An 18,117-nucleotide genomic window follows, 5' to 3' on the forward strand; every position below is an offset into this window, starting at 1 on the left:
AACAAAATGCACTTAGATGAGATAGATTTGCAACTACTTGCCTTAATTCAAAGTGATGATAGTATTTCTACAGAGTCGATGGCGCAACAAGTTGGCCTATCAAAAACCCCTTGCTGGCGACGCATTCAAAAGCTTGAAAACGCGGGTTTTATCAAACGTCGTGTCGCTCTGTTAGACGCAGATAAACTTGGCCTAGGTGTATCGGTTTTTGTGCAAGTGAAAACCAATCAGCATGATGCCCATTGGGCCGATGAATTTGCTCGCGTTGTTGCGGAATTCCCTGAAGTGGTGGAATTTTATCGTATGGCGGGGGAATACGATTATTTATTACGCGTGCTGGTCAAAGACATCCCAGCTTACGACAAATTTTACAAACGATTGATTAGTGCCACCGCATTAACTGACGTCACTTCCAATTTCGCCATGGAGCAGATCAAGTGGACAACTCAGTTGCCTTTACCTGCCCTGACAAAATAAGGGATGGGATAACAGATTGATTGGTGCGGCAAACGAAATGAGGAAAGAAACATGTCCATTACGGCCGCAGAAAAAACAACGCCCCTAGAAGCCAATACATCATTTGAGCAAGACGCTTTGCTTGCCCGTATTCGTGATGGCATTATTGGTAAAGACACGCAAATACAAACACCTTTTGGCGCCAGAACCTTAACGTACGCCGACTACACCGCATCAGGCCGCAGTCTGGATTTTATCGAAGACGCCATTCGTCAACATGTCTTACCGCTATACGCCAATACGCACACCGAAGCCAATGCCACAGGCCAACAAACGACCGCCTTTCGCGAGCAAGCTCGTCTACAAATTCAACAAGCCGTGAATGCATCCCCCGAGGACTTGGTAATATTTTGTGGCAGTGGCGCCACCAGCGCGATTAATACTCTAATAAGTCAATTGGGGTTGCGCCAATTGACTGAACCTGAAAAAACAAACGTCTGCGTTTTTATTGGCCCTTATGAGCATCACTCCAATGAGTTACCTTGGCGAGAACTGGGCGTTAACGTCATCCGTATCCCAGAATCACAAGACGGTGACGTTTGTTTAGTTGCTTTAGAAGCACAACTAAAGGCAAATCAAAATAAACGCTTAATTGGCAGTTTCAGCGCCGCGTCCAACGTGACTGGGATTTTATGCGATCAGGATGCCATTACTGCCTTGCTGCATCGTTATAACGCCCTCGCTTTTTGGGATTTTGCCGCAGCAGCCCCTTATGTGGCCTTAGATATGAATCCAAGTACAGACAAAATACTGGCCAAAGACGCACTGTTTTTCTCAACCCATAAGTTCATTGGTGGTCCGGGAACTCCGGGGGTTTTGGTGGTCAAAAAAGCCATTATCAGTAACCAAAAACCCAGTCTCATTGGCGGTGGGACCGTTTCTTTTGTCACGCCAGAGGATCATACCTTTTTACCCATTGGCGTTCGTCGAGAAGAAGGTGGTACGCCCGGTATTGTCGAAGCCATTCGCGCAGGCTTAGTATTTCAGCTCAAACAAACTGTGGGCGAAAAAGCCATTGAAACCCGTGAACACGAGCTCGTGCAGCTGATTGACAAGCATTGGCATAATCACCCCACTATTGAGCGATTAGGTCATGCTGATGCCGCCCGGTTATCGATTACCGCGTTTCGTATCAATACCAAATTTGGCTATTTACATCATGGTTTTATTACGGCTGTCTTAAATGATGTATTCGGTATCCAAGCTCGCGGCGGTTGCTCCTGCGCGGGATCTTATGGTCATCAACTTTTAGGCATCAACAAAGCGGAATCAGAACGCATTCAAGAAGCCTTGAAGAAAGGCGAAAAATTAGTAAAACCGGGTTGGGTTCGCTTCAATTTAAACTATTTCTTAGACGACACCGAGGCTAAATTTATTTTAGAGGCCATTGACTTTGTTGCCAAACACGGCACGACCCTATTGCCCTACTATGCTTACGATCAAGGCGCAGATTTATGGCGTTTCCAAGGCACATCAACCACACCAAAATCCCTCAATGATCTGCTCTGGCAACCACTGAAAATAGCACCGCAAACAAGCTTAGCTGGAGACAAAAACAACTACCTTGCACAAGCAGAAGACATTGTGAAAAACTGCCTAGCAGGGAAATACAAACGGCAAGCGCAACCGTTTAATAAAGAATATAACGACATTAAACGTTTTGTGCTGGCAGAGGATCTTGTTTAAAAGCTTATAAAAGACAGGGTATCGGCTTATCACTCGAACAATACTGAACATTGTTCATCCTGCAAAAAACCACTTCAGCCGATATTGTTGATTATGCTGTGGCGCGTCAAGGGTTTTGGTGTGATCTGACTTTTGACGGCCGAAAGGCCGACTTAAAAAACAGATAAATCAAACAGTCACAGGTTTTTAAATCAGGGAACAAAGAAGTGATCCGTCACAGAGATCAAAAATCAGACTCGAATAAACAGCCATTCGCTCATTTCAATGCGCTCATTTCTGGATCAAATTAAACTGCATGCCCGTCCTTAATATTCCCGTACTCAAGACATTTGCACGCAAACCGCCGCGGCGTAGCCACGCTCTCACGACCTGCGGCGAGGATATAGAGTCATTCGCTAAAGATTTTCCTAATGAACCACAGGGTTCGCACAATTCCACGCCATAAAAACGGACGTCACCAATGGAAAACTCTTGCCCAACCAGCTGATTCAGTCGCACACCTTGAGTCACTATGTTTCGTCTGGTGGCAGAAAGACCAATATTTTGGCCGAAGTTTGCATTAAAAGCGGCGATTTCTTCACTTTCCACAAAGGTAATATTAGGGCCGTCACTGCCCTTCTTGCCGTAATATCGGTCACCTACAATGCCTTTGCCCGCATCGACTTTCACAGCATCGATACCGATCTGAGACTGTTTCGATTTTTTCGATACGAAAATTGCTTGAATCACCCAGTACCTCTCTATTTCTTAGAATGTTAAGGACATTTTGCGATAAGGAATATCACCTTTATAGAATCGCTCACCTTGGCTCGTCATGCCGAACTTTTCATAAAAAGTCATTGCGCTTTCCCGAGCATCACACCAAAAATAAGTCAGCGTTTGTCTATTAAGCCGTTCAATGATGGAGGTTAGCAGCAAGCTACCAATACCTTGACCTTGATACTCAGGTAATGTGGCAAACTTTCTCAGTCTTGCTGATCTACCATCATAAAACACAGAAGCCACTGACACTAGGCTACTGCCCATAAACACACCAAAATGCTCCCCTTCTTCGTCGTCGCTGATCCGACAAAAATCAATCGATTTGTCAGGCCAAAGCACACACTGCCGAATCGCTAATGTCTCTTCGGCAGCAATCACTTGAACAATAAGAGAATGCTTCAATATTGTCATAAAGATGGTTCCATCCAAATGAGTCCTTCATAGGGTTTGGCTATTAAAGATTCAAGGCGGGTTGCTAGAGATCCTGCATGAAGTTCAAGTTTATGTCCATCTGGATCTTTAATGTATAAAGAATCTCCCTCACTCGTGTTTTCTTGCCAGATTTTTACCGCTTTAAACGCTGCTTTTTTCTGAATACAAGATATGGCTAGAGCATCAAAACTAAGCGCAAAATGCGTATAGTCCTGACTGGGTTTCGCTTCACCTAATGACAAACAGAGCCAACAATTGCCATACGACAAGTAAGCCCCCGTATTCCAACGAACCTCACCTTTAAAACCAAGCAGATCACAATAGAAATGAAGTGAAGCCTCAAGATTGGTAACACTCAAGGTCAGGTGATTGAGACCTTTGTCTTGTTGAACGGCAGGCAATTGAAAGGCAGAGGCATCATCAAGTGATGCGACCAAGGAATAAACTTTGGTGGCTTTTTCAAAATGATTCAATTGATGTCCTTCTATCCACCAGCGAGCAATCGCCATCAAGGTCTTTGGATCATCGTTTTTATTGGCAAAGAAAGCATAAAACGATACCTGAACGTTTTCGCCCTTTTTCCTGATTTTTTCTGCACAAACCGAAAGAATCTTCTGTTTAATCTCTTTATACATTGTATCTACTCTTACTTTCTCGTTTTTATTACACGATTCACGCACATAGACATCGCGGTTAAAAATCACACTATGCGACTAAAGTCTGACTTCTTATTAGACAAACGCCTGCTAAATTAACAGGGCGTATAAAAATAATTATAAGGAGATCTACCGTGTCAGATCATAACATTAATGCAGAAAAATACTGGCAAGCCAACCTAAGGCTCATCTTGGGTAGTTTGGTGGTTTGGGCGCTAGCATCCTATGGTTGTGCCATTTTACTTCGTCCTATGCTCTCAGGCATTCAAATCGGAGGAACCGACCTAGGTTTCTGGTTTGCTCAACAGGGCTCTATCCTTGTATTCATCTTGTTGACCTTCTTCTACGCTTGGAGAATGAACAAACTTGATGAAGAATTTGGCCTTCAGGAGTAAATCGTATGGATCAATTTACTATCAACCTATTGTTCGTCGGTGGTTCCTTTGCGCTTTACTTCGGTATTGCTATTTGGGCTAGAGCCGGGTCGACAAAAGAGTTTTATGTCGCAGGCGGTGGTGTCCATCCGGTATTAAATGGTATGGCAACCGCAGCGGACTGGATGTCTGCAGCCTCTTTCATTTCTATGGCAGGCTTAATCGCGGCAGGCGGTTATGCTAACTCAACGTATTTAATGGGCTGGACTGGAGGTTATGTACTGCTGGCGATGTTGCTCGCACCGTACTTGCGTAAATTTGGCAAGTTTACTGTGCCAGACTTCATCGGTGATCGTTTCTACAGCAATACCGCCCGTCTCGTCGCGGTGGCTTGTTTGATCATTGCGTCGGTAACCTATGTTATCGGTCAAATGACCGGTGCAGGCGTGGCCTTCTCTCGCTTCTTAGAAGTCGATAACAATACCGGTCTTTTGATCGCGGCAGTGGTTGTATTCTTCTACGCCGTTTTGGGCGGCATGAAAGGCATCACTTATACGCAGGTTGCGCAGTATGTGGTATTGATCATTGCTTATACGATTCCTGCGGTATTCATCTCCTTACAACTAACAGACTCGGTTATCCCTGCTATTGGTCTTTTCTCTAACCACACAGAATCCGGTATGCCTTTATTGCAGAAACTAGACGAAGTGGTTCGTGAACTGGGTTTTAGAGATTACACGGCTGATGTTGACAACAAACTCAACATGGTTCTGTTCACTCTATCCCTCATGATAGGTACAGCAGGTCTACCACACGTTATCATTCGTTTCTTCACGGTTCCTAAAGTGGCCGATGCGCGCTGGTCTGCTGGCTGGGCACTAGTCTTCATTGCTTTGCTATACCTAACAGCACCTGCTGTTGCGTCTATGGCACGTTTGAATCTATTGACTACTATCTATCCTTCTGGCCCAACGGCGGCACCTATTGAGTACGCTGAGCGTCCTGATTGGGTTCAAACATGGGAAACGACCGGTCTTATCAAGTTTGACGATAAAAATGGCGATGGTCGTGTGCAATTCTATAACGACGTTCCTGCTTTTAAAGATGAAGCAACGGCTCGTGGTTGGGAAGGCAATGAGTTAACGGTTAACGGTGACATCCTTGTATTGGCAAACCCAGAAATTGCCAATCTTCCAGGTTGGGTTGTGGGTTTGATCGCAGCAGGTGGCTTGGCCGCCGCACTGTCCACTGCCGCGGGTCTGCTGTTGGCTATTTCGTCTGCAATCAGTCATGACTTGATCAAAGGCTCTATCAACCCCAATATCAGTGATAAAGGAGAACTAAGAGTCGCAAGGGTATCCATGTTCGTTGCTATTGCTGTAGCAACCTATCTCGGTATGAACCCTCCAGGCTTTGCCGCGCAAGTGGTGGCATTGGCCTTTGGTATCGCAGCGGCCTCTATCTTCCCAGCTCTCATGATGGGGATCTTCTCCAAACGCGTGAACAGCACGGGAGCAGTCGCTGGTATGCTTGCGGGTCTGATCTCTACCTTGGTTTATATCTTCTTATTCCTTGGCTGGTTCTTTATCCCAGGTACGGCGTCATTCGCCAACACACCTGACAACTGGTGGTTCGGAGTATCTCCATTGTCATTCGGTGCGATTGGTGCAGTGATTAACTTTGTGGTCGCGTTTACTGTCTCTTCGATGACAGCGCCACCACCAAAAGAAATCCAAGACCTCGTTGAAAGTGTTCGTTATCCTCAAGGTGCTGGCGGTGCCGTTGACCATTAAAGGTTAATTCCATCATAGCCAATCGTTGGGCCTCACCTTCTTTGTGAGGCCCAACTTCTCTATACTACACACCACATAAATACATTTAAGAGAATACTTATGTTTTGGGAACTCATTGCGACTGTTTTTGCCGGTATCGGCGGCGCAGGTATCGCGCTGTTATTAAGAAAACTGACCAAACAAGCCGCACCTAAATGGCTCGTTCCTGTCTTTGCTGGCGGAGCCATGCTTGGCTTCCAAATCCAAGGAGAATACGAATGGTATGATCACCAAGCCAGCTTATTGCCCGAAGGCGTTGTTGTAGTAAAAACCGTTCAAGAAGAAGCCCCATGGCGTCCTTGGAGCTACGTTTTCCCTCAAACCATGCGTTTTATTGCGGCCGACGTCGCCAACTCAGCAAAAAACAAAATCGACCCAAACTTAGTCTTAGTCGACTTATACTTTTTTGAACGCCGTCACATGGCCAAACGTGTGCCTCAAATTATCGATTGCGTACAAGGCGCAAGAACAGATTTCACCCAATCCTTTACAGCGTCCAAAGAAGCAAAACAACCTTCTGCTTCAACTTGGTATCCACTTGAAAGCGATGATTTATTACTAAAAGCAGTGTGTGCGGGATAGTACAAAAATAGACAAACTAAAATAGTGTTGTCCATCACAACAAAGCCCGTTCAACTAATTTATATAGATCCCCATCATGTTTAAAACCTACCTCATTGGCAGAAGGGGTTTCTAACAGTGGAAAACGTCCAAACAAGTTTTCAATCATGGGATTGGGTTCATAGCTAACGAGTTCATTTGCGTTTTGCTTATACACCAAGCCAAGAGCCTCAACCATTTCGGCCATGCTGAAACAGAGAGTGGGTAAGGTGAAGGTTCTATTCGACTTGAGCTTGCTTTCTTCGACTGCGGCGCCATACAATAAATTTTCAATGATGTTCGGCAGAGAAGATGCCCAGGTTTTCGACTCAGCAGACATAGGACAAACGAAAGCATGGCCTTGAGATACTTCGCGAATAATATCGCTCAAAAAAGCCGACAGTTGACCCGTTTCTGCGGGAGGACGAGCCAGTACCCCAGGCAAACGCAAGGAACGACCATCCACCCAACCACGACGGCTAAAATCGTTGATCATCACCTCGCCCACGACTTTGTGCGCGCCATAACTCATCTGAGGTTTCAGTGGCGTATCATCGGTGACGAGATCAGGCATAATACCAAAGACAGCAATACTGCTAGCAAACACCAATATAGACTTGCGCCCTATCGATTGTGTTTGCGTTTTGCAGATTTCCAGCAAGGTCATGGTGGCATCAATATTCACTCTGCGGCCGAGTTCGTCATTTTTTTCCGCCATACCACCGGGAATACTGGCTAGATGAAAAATAACATCCATGGGAAAACGCTCTAGCGTGTCTTTCAACCATTGAGCATCTGCAAGGTCGCCATCATGTTGCTCCACCACTATATCTGGAATGGAGCCCTCAGAAACAGTCCGCTCAAACTGACGATCCAGCAAGGTCAAACGCGAGACCTTGCTATCACCAACACAACCCTGGGACAAAATTTTCTTTGCCAGCGCTTGTCCAACAAAGCCATTTGCCCCCGTAATTAATACATGCATTTGACAGCCCTTCTTTATGTGTTCGCTATGACTTTTTGCTCAATCACACCAAATGGGCCATCGCGGCCATCATCAAACTTCGCCTGCATACGGACTTTATCCCCAAAGCGCATGAACTGAGTTTTGATTTCACCTAGATCAATTTTTTCAATCACTCTTCGCTCAGCAATACAGGCAGACCCTGCTTCACGAGATTGGTTAGAAACCGTACCCGAACCAATAATGCAGCCCGCACTTAATTTGCGAGTACGTGCCGCATGAGCAATCAATTGCGGAAACGAAAAGTTCATTTCACTGCCATGAGGCTCACCAAAACGCTGATCATTCCAAGTCACATAAAGAGGCATATTTACTCGACCGTTACGCCACGCATCCCCCAGTTCATCTGGAGTCACGGCAACTGGCGCAAAACTAGAAGAGGGTTTAGCTTGCAAAAAACCAAAGCCTGTTGCCATCTCACGTGGCCCAAATGACCGTAAACTCCAGTCGTTAATCTGCACGATTAAACAAATACGATCGGCTGCTTTTTCTGCCGAAACGGCCATAGGCACCGCTGTTGTGACTACACCAAACTCCCCTTCAAAGTCGATCCCATCGCTTTCGCTTGGCATTGACATATCGGCCGTTGGTCCTTGGAAATCATCACTGGCACCTTGATACATCACCGGAATCGTATCGAAATCAGGAATGGGTTTGGTGTTAAATGCTTGCTCCATCAGCTTGCCATGATTAGTAAAAGCAGAAGCATCTAGCCACTGTGGACTTCTGGGTAATGGCGCAAGGCAAACGGACGGATCAAAATCAAAAGCATCATCGACTTTTCCCGCGTTTAACGCATCATACAGGGCTTGTAGATCTGCTGACTTTTCCTGCCAGCTTTGCACAGCCGACAATAAATTAGAGGCGATAAGCGTCGCATCGACTGCTTTGGTTAAGTCTTTCGATACGACGACTAAGCGGCCATCTAATGAACCATTAGGCAAGGTTGCAAATTTCATACTGTTATTCCTTATTAAGCTAAAGCCTTGGCAAGTTCATCGTCGTACTGACCGCCAACTAAAATGAATAAAATACGGCACATTTTTCCAGAACGATTCGCCCAAGCATGGTTAGTTCCACGCTGTACAACGACACTGCCCGGCTTCAAAAGCGCTTCGCCTTTATCCACAATCAAGGTTAATTCACCTTCAATGACAATGCCGTAGTCCACAGATTCGGTGCGATGCATCAAAGGATGAGGCGAGTCTTCTTTCACTGTTGAAGCCTCTTCATCACCGACTTTTGAAAACATCTCTTTCATCTTGCCTTTACCTTGAGTCAAAAATTCTTCAGTATCTGGTGGTATGTCAACAAACCGAATACGAGTCCCCGTTTTCAACGGTGGTAACATAACAGGGCCAAGCGTTGGGTCGGCTTGTGTATGTGATATGCAAACTGGACTCTCGGCGGTATTCCAGACCTCATGAAATCGAGTACCTGGAACTGCCTCTAAATCCATCACAGTATTAAGTGGGCCATTTTCTAAAATAACCGCTTTGCCATTTTCGTCATGGCCTGTTACCACACGGTAAATATCCGGAAAGCTCATCAAAAACCTCTTGAATAAAACAAAATATGGATAGAAAAAAGTGACAGTGGTCAGCAATAGACATCATCGCACTGCCCAAAGGGAGTATTAAATTGGCTGACTTAACGCCATTAATGACTGTCCCATAATTTTTGAGTGTTCGGCCTTATCGCCACCATGAATTTCGATATGGCACAAGCGCTCAGAATTTTCCACGACCATACGACAACGCTCCCAACGACGCTCATGGAATTTATCAAACGCCATTTGCAGATCATCATTCGCAGCCAATTCATCCGCCAATACGATACCGCTTTCGATACCAATCCCGGCACCCGAAGCAAGATGAGGCGTGGTCGCCGCAACCGTATCGCCTATCATCACCAAACGGCCTTTGTTCCAAGGTGTTTTTACTAATAAGTTAGCCAGTGGGCGGTAATCGATATTCGCGTCTTCAGCGAAAGCATGAGGAACCAGCGCTTCAACAATAGGATTGGGAAAGTTTTCCATCAAACCAGCAAAAATTTGCGGCCAACTCGCTTTATCTATGTGTTCTTTCGTTGGGCGATCTTCAGTGATAAACATATACATATGCGTATCGGATACTGGATTTACCCCAAGTTTAAGGTGATCTCCCAACCACATGGTCACACGATTAATCTCGGCTGGACGAGGCATAATGGCTCGCCACACGCCTTGACCTATGTATTCAGGATCAGGCACTTCAGGGAAAAATTCTTTGCGAATTTTTGAATGTACGCCATCTGCACCAACAACAAGATCATAAGACTGAGTCGTACCATCCGTAAAACGCACAGTAACGTCTTCTTCTGACTGGATCATTTCAGTATAAGTACAACCCAAGCGGACATTGACTCCTGACTCAAGAGTCGCAGTAGACATAATACGAGCGAGAGTAGGACGGAAAATACCACCACTGCCTCCCACAGAAGAACCAACTGGGCTGGGTGTTGGCAGCTCCATCACAAGAGGTCCATGGGCCAAATGAATCGCTACACCATCGGTAACACAGCCTTGTTCAACCACTTGTTGATACAGTTCAAGGTTTTCTAATGCCCGCATGGAGGCGCCATTGATAGTGATACCGGCACCCAATTCACACCATTCTGGATCAATCTCAACCAGATCCACTTGAATCCCATGACGGCGCATTTTAATTGCTGTGGCCATACCGGAGAAACCACCACCAATGACCAATACTCTATTCACTGCAGCCATTTAATGACTCCTTATTTTTGTTGTTAGTACAATAAACTAATGTCTGTTACTCGAATCGAAACCATACCTGCTTGATTAACATAAACCGGAATGCTCTCTAATGCCTTACCAAGACAAGGACCTTGAATACACATTCCCGTATCAGGTTCAAACAAGGCACCATGGGCATGACAGGCTACATGTTGCCTCTTAGCATCCATGTAAGCATCCTTACGCCACGCCATGGGGGCCCCTGAAACATGCGGACAAGCATTTCGCCAAGCAAATAATTGTCCTTTTACCTTCACAATGAAGAGCAAATCCTGCCCAGCGTTGTTTTCCAAAAAACCTTTTGTTGTGCCTTCATCAATGTCATCAATATGACAAAGCACCTTTGACTCTTCCCCACTCATAACACCGACTCAGCATGTGGTTTTGTGGTACTTATGTATTTTGGCTTAAGCAAAAAATGCGCAAGCGCTGGCAACAGAATCAAGGCACCCAGCATGTTCCAAATGAACATAAACGCCAGCAACAAGCCCATGTCCGCTTGAAACTTAATCGGGCTAGCAATCCAAGTAATCACACCAACCGATAAGGTCACACCCGTTAACATCACCACTTTGCCAGTGAAATTGAGTGCCCTTAAATAAGACTGCGACAAACTCGTGCCTTGACGTAAACCCACCATGGTAATAGACAGAATATAGAGGGCGTAATCGATCCCAATGCCAACCCCTAAGGCAATAACCGGCAAGGTCGCCACCTTCACCCCCATGCCTAATTGCACCATCAAGGCTTCCACCATAATGGACGTCAGCATCAGAGGAAGTAACGCCACAACGACAGCCTTAAACGAACGGAATGTAATAAGGGACAATAAAGCCACGGCACCATACACAAGAAACAACATCTGATACCAAGCGGCTTTTACTGAAATGTTCGTTGCCGCTTGAATCCCCGCACTGCCCGCAGCCAATAGGAACTGCACATCGTCGGTATTATTGTCTTTAGCAAAAGCTTCCACATGATTAACAATGTTACTCAAGGTGTCCGCTTTGTGATCTTGTAAATAGACGTAAACCGTCAATAGATTACAGCTATTGTTATACAAACCTCGTGGTGCGCCCGCTGTGATGTAATTCAACATACTTTGGTTTGGTAGAAACTCGTACCATTTAGGGTTGCCTTCGTTTAAACCAGATAGCACACGGCGAGACAGTAGGGCTAAGGAGTTTGTCGATTCCACACTAGGAAGCTGGCGTAATTGCCATTCAAGCGCGTCTATTTTCTTCAGAGTTTCGTATTGAGAACACTCACCATCAGGGGTTTTTACCATGATCGCCATGACATCACTGGACGCACCATAATGCTGATTCATAAAAGCAATGTCTTGATTATAGCGACTGTCTTGACGTAACTCAGGCGCGCCTTGATCGAGATCGCCGATCTTCAATTGAGTGCTTAGCGAGAATGCCACAACGGCTAATACGGCACCTGCTATCAAGGCGCCTATTGCCCATTGACGCTGGGTAAACTTATCTAAAAAGACCCACAGAGCAGGCATTTTTTTTACGTTATCAGCGTCAATATCATTGATGACACTGCGTTGTGCTGCCTTTTCACCAACCCCAACATAAGACAGCATAATGGGTAAAATAATTAAGTTAGTGAAGATCAATACGGCAACCCCAATAGAAGCCGCAATGGCTAACTCTTGAATCACCTTGATGTCGATCACTAACAACACAGCAAAGCCAACCGCATCGGCTAACAACGCCGTTAAACCCGCCATGAACAAGCGTCTGAATGTAAACCTTGCTGCGACTAACTTGTCAAAACCACGGCCAACGTCTTGCATAATGCCATTCATTTTCTGTGCGCCATGGCTCATACCAATAGCAAACACCAAAAAAGGCACCAAGATTGAATAAGGATCTAATACGTACCCCAGCGTAGGCAAAATACCCAACTGCCAAACCACCGCTAACAGAGAAGCAAATACCACTAAGAAGGTTGAACGCACGCAACGGGTATACCAAAACACCATAATGGTGGCGATCACCACCGCTAAGGCAAAGAACCATAAAACGGCCTGTACGCCTTCAATTAAATCCCCCATTACTTTAGTGAAACCGGTTATATGGATTTCTAGGCCTTCGGCTTGATACTTGGCACGCAGTTCTTCCAACACATCAGAATATTTTGCGTAATCCAACGCTTCACCCGTGGCACTTTCACTTAGCAATGGCATGTAGATGATAGAGGATTCTTCATCCGCAGCGATCAATTGACCAATTTGCCCAGAACGCGCCACATTCGCTTTGAGTTCTTGTAAGCTAGCAGGAGAACCGTCGTAACCTTCTGGGATCACCGGACCGCCATCCAAACCGTCTTCTGTTACCCCAATCCAGCGAGTTGACGGTGTCCACAGTGAAGCCATTTGAACCCGATCTACACCAGGAAGAAGAAAAATTTCATCACTAAACTGACGCAATAGCTCAAGATAATGAGCGTCGTAAATGCTGCCATTAGGATTCACCACGGCAATACGTAATGCATTGCCCAATCCGGTTAGCTCATTTTCATATTTTAAATAGTTTTGAATATACTCTTGATGAGTGGGTAAGGTTTTTTCAAAGCTCGCATTAATGGTTAATTTGGTTGCTTGCCAGCCTAATATCCCCGTCACCAAGGCACAAATAATAATAACGACGAAACGATGATTGAATAACACTCGCTCAATAAAAGAGCCTGATCTAGGATCAAAGGTCTCTTCAGGTGAAGCGAAATGAGTAGACTGATGTTTCATTTGAAATCTCCAACATCAATGGAGACAGGTCCATGGATGCTTAAAGCCAGTACACTACCGTTTGCTTGTTCTAGCACATTGGTTAAAGGTGGAAGACGCTTACGGGTAAGTGGAACCAATCGATTTTCTCTCAAGCCAAGCAATACTCCAGCTTGATTAGCCATGATTACCTGTCCGTCAGAGTGAATAAAAGAAGCGATAATCGACGAACTAATCGGATTTTTAATCTCTTTCCAATCCTGTCCATTATCATTAGAAACGAACGTATTACCACGTAAACCCGCCAGCACTATGTCGTCACCCCCCATTAACTGAGCGGTAAAAAAGCTACCTTCATAAGGGGTTTCAATGGTCTCAAAGGTTTCACCACCGTCTTCGGACAGCGCCACAAACCCTTGTTCACCGACAATAAGAACGCGACTATCTTGCTTGCGGATACTGTACAGATGAAGACCAAATGGATTATCAATACGATCCATCCAAGATACCCACGTCTCACCACCGTCTTTGCTTTCAAAAGCAAAGCCATAAGCACCCACCACCACAAGATGATCACGCCCAAGCAGCAAAAGATCTAAAAAAGGCTTATCGGGACCGTCTGCCACAAGCAGCTGAGCCTGACCAAGCGATTCTTCATTGCCTGATTCTTCAGCGTATTGCAATAAATGGTCTGCCAATTGGCGACCATTTAATTGAACTTCCCAATCGACACCACCATTTGTCGTCCGTAACACAATGCCACCATGGCCGATGGCATAACCATTTTTATCATCAAAGAAACGCACGCCAGTCAAGGTAACACTGACCGGAGAAGAAAGTTGGCGCCAGCTATTACCGCTGTCATCGGAGCACAGAATTAACCCTCGCTCACCAACGGCAATCAGCTTATCTCCTAAATGAGTCACTGACATTAAGACAGAATGCGCGCCCAAAGTAGACTCAATAGCGGGACGCTCAATGGCATCAGGTATGGCCGCCATAACGCTTCCAACTCGGCAAAACAACAGAGCAGCAAACACAATGATCAGCAACTTGCCTGTTACATTGACTAAGATAGGATTCGCTACCGCTTTTTTTTGGCTAAACATGATCCACCTCAAACCGCAGATTCAGTAGAAATAGCATCGGATCGGTGCTGAAAAACACGCATAAAGCAAACCAGTGAAATCGTACCAAAGACGAAAGCGGCAATGCCTATGCCTTGATAATCAAATAACTTGATAATGGTTCCACCCAAAACAGGACCTATCGCCGCACCAATCATTAACATGGCGGGTGTCGCCGCCATGGCGCGACCGGACACATCCAAACGAGCCAACAAGCCAAATACAAAAGTATGGGTAAAGATCATAATGGAGACAAAACAGGCTGCTGAGGCTGCATAAAACACAAAACTACTGGCGTTCATCATGATATTGGACAAAATAATCTGTAAGACAGGACCGACAAATAACACGACTTGAGCAGAAAAGCGTTTTTGAAAAATCCCCGCCAAGGCGGCTGCAACAATGTTAATCAACGCCATGACGACCAATACCAAAGTCACAGAATCTGTTGAAAAACCTCGATCATTCCCAACGCGCTCCATAAAGCTAAAGGTCATGGCTTGGGTAACGGCCATCAGACTGATCCCCACAATACCAAACCACACACTGGATGGGATCTTGGTCGCTACCGACTTTTCATTCACATTTTCTTCATGACCAAGCACTACTGAAGGAAAAGCCACCGCACAAACAAGAGCGGCAAGGGTCATGATGCCACCAAAGATAATAAACAATGAATGTCCACCCACCGCCTGAGTAATATTGGGTGTTGCGCCCATGAAGACAAACCCCATGACACCTAGGGTAAGACCTGCAATAGCAAACAATCGGTGCGGATTTTCTCCACGAGCAAACATGCCGTGCGCCATACTTAATGCAGCGCTGGAACTGATACCTGCTACGACGTGTAACAATGCTAACTGAAGATAATCATTGGTTTGAGACGCGGCAAAAAAACAGACACCAGAGGCCAAAAAGCCTAAAGCTGCTACCATACGTCGATTTAAGCTTTTAAAGTGCGGTGCAATTAACACGCTGGCGCAAACAGCACCAATTAAAAACAAGGTGACGAGACCACCCGCTTGCTGGCTATCAAATTGATAGGAAGCGACTAAAATACCTACCCATAAAGGGAGCGCCACTAAATCTAGCATGCCGGCACAATGGGAAACCATCAAAGCAAGATTGCCTTTCAATCCAAAACGATGGCTCATCACACACCTCCTATTAGAAAGGCGGCTTCTCTTCGATCCGTAAAGCAAAAAGTCCCGTATCTCACAGATATCATCAACATACTATTATCATCCACTTTGTTTATTGTTATTACGTGGTAGCGGCATCACACCACTTTCACAGCCTATGATGAGGCCGCGAAAAACACTCTGCAGCAGCCCCAAAATACGCTTTTTTCTACTATAAAGTTACTCGTAATCCCCATTATGCGGTGTGTCTTTTCCTGGTGCCCATTTATCGCGATAGCGCAACAGAAAAGTCTGCGATGTATCGGCATTAGATGCAGCAACACGAGGCTCCCAATTCGCATCATGCAAATCCATATCGGCATCCATCTCAATATGACAGCCAAATGGACTATTGAAGTACCAAAACCAATTGGAACCAAAAATATGTCGACCCGGCCCCCAAAATGCCTGATAGCCCTTCTCAATAAAACGAGAACCATTTTGAATCATCTCGGTTGGACCACCAAAGTGGAAAGTGAAATGCTCAACACCTTTCATGAACGGCGGCGCACCGATCAAAAAATGTGTGTGGTGATCCAAAGTGCCTGCTGGTTGTAAAAATGGACCTGTGCCTTCAAATCTATCGGTACAACGAAAACCTAAACGCTCCACATAAAAGGCTTCCGCTTTCACTGGATCAGGGACGAAATACACAATATGCGATAAACTGCGAGGACGAATTGGTCCGATCTCATCATTAACAGCAAGATGATTCACAGGACGTTGAAAGGGTGAACCAGGCACGTTAGATATTTCACCGGCCAAATTCAGTTCCTTACGAGTGGTTACTTGGAAACCAATGACAAAACCAGAATCATCCGTAGATTCAATAGAGCCATCCGCTAATTGGCGAACTTCTCGGTCTTTACTCAGCTCTTCAGTGATCGCCTCAATCGTAGCAACGTCCGCCACACCCATAACGGTTTTTCGCATCATGCAACCATTGCCAATGCTAGCAGGAATGCTTTTATCCGAGGCGTGAGCCAAGACAACAGCGGTACCATCTAAGGCTTCAAAACGCCCACCAGATTCCGTAACATCAACAGGAAACAAACCGTAATCTGTTAAAAAAGTCGCGCAGGAGGCAACATCTTCAACCCCAAAAACGATGGTTTCTAAACCCACTATTTTCATTTTCCTTATCCTCTTTGCGCTTAGGCCGTACGACCGCTCAATGTTTCTGCCACCCAATCAGCGATATACGCACCCGCGTTGGCTGAATTATCAAAACTAGAATGCTGAACGCCCCCTTCACGATCGGTAAAAATCTTCAGTTCTTTTTTCGGACTGTTGACCAACTGCTCATAAGTTCGATGCGCCCATTTCAACGGAATTTGAGAATCTTTTTCGCCGTGCGTCACTAGGAACGGCACCTTGATACGATCTAACACACCATCTAAATGAACCTTCTCAGCAATCTCCATAAACTCATCCATGTCTTTTGCTCCCCATACCCAACGCACGTGTTCCCAGTAATGCGGCACAGGAAAACTGCCTTCTTTTTCTAGACGACGCTTTTGTACGTCGCGCCAGTCGTGGTTCGCCCCCCATACCACACCACAAGCAAATCTAGGCTCAAATGCCACGGCACGAGGACAGTAATAACCACCTAAAGAAACGCCTTCCATACCAATGCGTTTAGCATCAATTTCGTCACGAGTTTCTAACCAATCAACAATACGGCTTGCCCAATGCTCGCTATCAAAACGTGCCGTAAAGCCTTGTAAACGAAGTGCCTCACCTGTACCCGGCTGATCAACAATTAAAGACGATACCCCTCTCTTAGCTAGCCATGCCGGCAGGCCCACGCGATACTTCATTTCTTTGGTTGAATCCAAGCCGTTCACTTGAACCAAGATAGGTGCCTTACCATCAACGCCTTCAGCTCGAACGTACAAGGCAGAAAGGTGTTTGCCTTCGTATGGAATCTCAACTCGTTCACAATTTTCTTTTGACAATGTAAGACCACGAGCAAAGACATCCAGAAAACGCTGATACAAAGCTTGACGACCTGGTGAGCCATGACCTTGCAAGCGCTCAGCGGTAAGGTAATAAGTCGCTGCACGACCATATTTCTCACCCGCTGAAATCAAACGACCACGATCTTCATCTTCCTTAGCCAGTTCACACAACTTATCCGCCATACGCTCCCAGCTATCACGAAAAGCTTTAGAACCGGCTGCATCTTTTGCCTTTGCGGCCTCCTGCAAGGGCGCACACATTTCTTCAATTTCTCCAATACGAGCACCCATTTCTAACGCAAGATTGATAGAAAGGTCCCATGGATAGTTGGTGGGAAAGTAACGAAACATAAATACTCCAACATCGTTTATTAAGAGCTGACAAACAGCTGATCTGGTTGAAAATACGCTCAATCATCCAAAAAACTG

18 protein-coding genes and 1 pseudogene are annotated in these 18,117 nt (G+C 45.6%); 5 read left to right on the top strand and 14 right to left on the bottom strand.

What is annotated here, in order from left to right:
- The first annotated feature begins 6 nt into the window (after positions 1 to 6).
- Entirely contained in the window at positions 7 to 477 is a 471-nt protein-coding gene (locus tag DKT73_RS09030; protein WP_111638232.1) for an Lrp/AsnC family transcriptional regulator, read from the top strand.
- Between the two features lie 51 nt (positions 478 to 528).
- Positions 529 to 2,202 (top strand): aminotransferase class V-fold PLP-dependent enzyme, encoded by a 1,674-nt coding sequence (locus DKT73_RS09035; RefSeq protein WP_111638233.1) that lies wholly within the window; start codon positions 529 to 531, stop codon positions 2,200 to 2,202.
- Positions 2,203 to 2,472: 270 nt separating this feature from the next.
- Here DKT73_RS09035 and DKT73_RS09040 read toward each other — a convergent pair whose 3' ends face one another.
- From DKT73_RS09040 to DKT73_RS20170, 4 genes and pseudogenes are all read right to left on the bottom strand, one after another.
- A complete protein-coding gene (locus DKT73_RS09040; protein WP_111638234.1) occupies positions 2,473 to 2,931 on the bottom strand; it encodes an MOSC domain-containing protein in 459 nt (152 codons plus the stop codon).
- A gap of 18 nt (positions 2,932 to 2,949) precedes the next feature.
- Positions 2,950 to 3,375, bottom strand: a complete 426-nt coding sequence (locus DKT73_RS09045) for a GNAT family N-acetyltransferase (RefSeq protein WP_111638235.1) — start codon at positions 3,373 to 3,375, stop codon at positions 2,950 to 2,952.
- On the bottom strand, positions 3,372 to 3,797 hold the full coding sequence (locus tag DKT73_RS09050) for a VOC family protein (RefSeq protein WP_332871644.1): 426 nt from the start codon (positions 3,795 to 3,797) through the stop codon (positions 3,372 to 3,374). The genes DKT73_RS09045 and DKT73_RS09050 overlap by 4 nt, the downstream gene beginning before the upstream one ends.
- Before the next feature lie 45 nt (positions 3,798 to 3,842).
- Positions 3,843 to 4,031 (bottom strand): annotated as a pseudogene (locus DKT73_RS20170) (DUF6500 family protein); the annotation flags it as partial.
- A gap of 155 nt (positions 4,032 to 4,186) precedes the next feature.
- Between DKT73_RS20170 and DKT73_RS09055 the strand changes: the two are divergent.
- The 3 genes from DKT73_RS09055 to DKT73_RS09065 all read left to right on the top strand — a co-directional run bounded on the left by DKT73_RS09055 (position 4,187) and on the right by DKT73_RS09065 (position 6,840).
- Entirely contained in the window at positions 4,187 to 4,447 is a 261-nt protein-coding gene (locus tag DKT73_RS09055) for a DUF4212 domain-containing protein (RefSeq protein WP_111606312.1), read from the top strand.
- 5 nt (positions 4,448 to 4,452) lie between these two features.
- Positions 4,453 to 6,219 carry a sodium:solute symporter family protein gene (locus tag DKT73_RS09060; protein ID WP_111638236.1) on the top strand — a complete coding sequence of 589 codons (1,767 nt, stop codon included), beginning with the start codon at positions 4,453 to 4,455 and terminating at the stop codon, positions 6,217 to 6,219.
- Between the two features lie 99 nt (positions 6,220 to 6,318).
- Positions 6,319 to 6,840: a hypothetical protein gene (locus tag DKT73_RS09065; RefSeq protein WP_111638237.1), complete on the top strand. Its 522-nt coding sequence runs from the start codon at positions 6,319 to 6,321 to the stop codon at positions 6,838 to 6,840.
- A 34-nt stretch (positions 6,841 to 6,874) separates the two neighbouring features.
- On the opposite strand, the gene DKT73_RS09070 is transcribed toward DKT73_RS09065, so the two are convergent.
- The 10 genes from DKT73_RS09070 to DKT73_RS09115 all read right to left on the bottom strand — a co-directional run bounded on the left by DKT73_RS09070 (position 6,875) and on the right by DKT73_RS09115 (position 18,039).
- Positions 6,875 to 7,843, bottom strand: a complete 969-nt coding sequence (locus tag DKT73_RS09070) for an NAD-dependent epimerase/dehydratase family protein (RefSeq protein WP_111638238.1) — start codon at positions 7,841 to 7,843, stop codon at positions 6,875 to 6,877.
- 14 nt (positions 7,844 to 7,857) lie between these two features.
- Positions 7,858 to 8,841: a fumarylacetoacetate hydrolase family protein gene (locus DKT73_RS09075; protein WP_111638239.1), complete on the bottom strand. Its 984-nt coding sequence runs from the start codon at positions 8,839 to 8,841 to the stop codon at positions 7,858 to 7,860.
- A 14-nt stretch (positions 8,842 to 8,855) separates the two neighbouring features.
- Complete coding sequence (locus tag DKT73_RS09080; RefSeq protein WP_111638240.1) at positions 8,856 to 9,431, bottom strand: cupin domain-containing protein; 576 nt, start codon at positions 9,429 to 9,431, stop codon at positions 8,856 to 8,858.
- 87 nt (positions 9,432 to 9,518) lie between these two features.
- Entirely contained in the window at positions 9,519 to 10,649 is a 1,131-nt protein-coding gene (locus DKT73_RS09085) for an FAD-dependent oxidoreductase (protein WP_111638241.1), read from the bottom strand.
- 23 nt (positions 10,650 to 10,672) lie between these two features.
- The gene (locus DKT73_RS09090) at positions 10,673 to 11,041 is read right to left on the bottom strand and encodes a Rieske (2Fe-2S) protein (protein ID WP_111638242.1); all 369 of its coding nucleotides are present in this window, start codon (positions 11,039 to 11,041) and stop codon (positions 10,673 to 10,675) included.
- Positions 11,038 to 13,440 (bottom strand): efflux RND transporter permease subunit, encoded by a 2,403-nt coding sequence (locus tag DKT73_RS09095; protein WP_111638243.1) that lies wholly within the window; start codon positions 13,438 to 13,440, stop codon positions 11,038 to 11,040. The genes DKT73_RS09090 and DKT73_RS09095 overlap by 4 nt, the downstream gene beginning before the upstream one ends.
- The gene (locus DKT73_RS09100; RefSeq protein ID WP_111638244.1) at positions 13,437 to 14,528 is read right to left on the bottom strand and encodes a WD40/YVTN/BNR-like repeat-containing protein; all 1,092 of its coding nucleotides are present in this window, start codon (positions 14,526 to 14,528) and stop codon (positions 13,437 to 13,439) included. Before DKT73_RS09100 ends, DKT73_RS09095 begins: the two co-directional genes overlap by 4 nt.
- A gap of 8 nt (positions 14,529 to 14,536) precedes the next feature.
- The gene (locus DKT73_RS09105) at positions 14,537 to 15,700 is read right to left on the bottom strand and encodes an MFS transporter (protein ID WP_111638245.1); all 1,164 of its coding nucleotides are present in this window, start codon (positions 15,698 to 15,700) and stop codon (positions 14,537 to 14,539) included.
- A 207-nt stretch (positions 15,701 to 15,907) separates the two neighbouring features.
- Positions 15,908 to 16,861 (bottom strand): VOC family protein, encoded by a 954-nt coding sequence (locus DKT73_RS09110; RefSeq protein WP_111638246.1) that lies wholly within the window; start codon positions 16,859 to 16,861, stop codon positions 15,908 to 15,910.
- A 20-nt stretch (positions 16,862 to 16,881) separates the two neighbouring features.
- Positions 16,882 to 18,039 carry an alpha/beta hydrolase family protein gene (locus DKT73_RS09115; RefSeq protein ID WP_111638247.1) on the bottom strand — a complete coding sequence of 386 codons (1,158 nt, stop codon included), beginning with the start codon at positions 18,037 to 18,039 and terminating at the stop codon, positions 16,882 to 16,884.
- Between the last annotated feature and the right edge of the window lie 78 nt (positions 18,040 to 18,117).

Origin of the sequence: Marinomonas shanghaiensis (assembly GCF_003259175.1) — a bacterium.
GTDB lineage: Bacteria > Pseudomonadota > Gammaproteobacteria > Pseudomonadales > Marinomonadaceae > Marinomonas > Marinomonas shanghaiensis.

What these genes read in the sequence shown, in the direction of transcription:
- DKT73_RS09030 (WP_111638232.1), top strand. Translation starts at nt 7, where the DNA reads ATGCACTTAGATGAGATAGATTTGCAACTACTTGCCTTAATTCAAAGT.
- DKT73_RS09035 (WP_111638233.1), top strand. Translation starts at nt 529, where the DNA reads ATGTCCATTACGGCCGCAGAAAAAACAACGCCCCTAGAAGCCAATACA.
- DKT73_RS09045 (WP_111638235.1), bottom strand. Translation starts at nt 3,375, where the DNA reads ATGACAATATTGAAGCATTCTCTTATTGTTCAAGTGATTGCTGCCGAA.
- DKT73_RS09060 (WP_111638236.1), top strand. Translation starts at nt 4,453, where the DNA reads ATGGATCAATTTACTATCAACCTATTGTTCGTCGGTGGTTCCTTTGCG.
- DKT73_RS09065 (WP_111638237.1), top strand. Translation starts at nt 6,319, where the DNA reads ATGTTTTGGGAACTCATTGCGACTGTTTTTGCCGGTATCGGCGGCGCA.
- DKT73_RS09070 (WP_111638238.1), bottom strand. Translation starts at nt 7,843, where the DNA reads ATGCATGTATTAATTACGGGGGCAAATGGCTTTGTTGGACAAGCGCTG.
- DKT73_RS09075 (WP_111638239.1), bottom strand. Translation starts at nt 8,841, where the DNA reads ATGAAATTTGCAACCTTGCCTAATGGTTCATTAGATGGCCGCTTAGTC.
- DKT73_RS09080 (WP_111638240.1), bottom strand. Translation starts at nt 9,431, where the DNA reads ATGAGCTTTCCGGATATTTACCGTGTGGTAACAGGCCATGACGAAAAT.
- DKT73_RS09085 (WP_111638241.1), bottom strand. Translation starts at nt 10,649, where the DNA reads ATGGCTGCAGTGAATAGAGTATTGGTCATTGGTGGTGGTTTCTCCGGT.
- DKT73_RS09090 (WP_111638242.1), bottom strand. Translation starts at nt 11,041, where the DNA reads ATGAGTGGGGAAGAGTCAAAGGTGCTTTGTCATATTGATGACATTGAT.
- DKT73_RS09095 (WP_111638243.1), bottom strand. Translation starts at nt 13,440, where the DNA reads ATGAAACATCAGTCTACTCATTTCGCTTCACCTGAAGAGACCTTTGAT.
- DKT73_RS09100 (WP_111638244.1), bottom strand. Translation starts at nt 14,528, where the DNA reads ATGTTTAGCCAAAAAAAAGCGGTAGCGAATCCTATCTTAGTCAATGTA.
- DKT73_RS09105 (WP_111638245.1), bottom strand. Translation starts at nt 15,700, where the DNA reads ATGAGCCATCGTTTTGGATTGAAAGGCAATCTTGCTTTGATGGTTTCC.
- DKT73_RS09110 (WP_111638246.1), bottom strand. Translation starts at nt 16,861, where the DNA reads ATGAAAATAGTGGGTTTAGAAACCATCGTTTTTGGGGTTGAAGATGTT.
- DKT73_RS09115 (WP_111638247.1), bottom strand. Translation starts at nt 18,039, where the DNA reads ATGTTTCGTTACTTTCCCACCAACTATCCATGGGACCTTTCTATCAAT.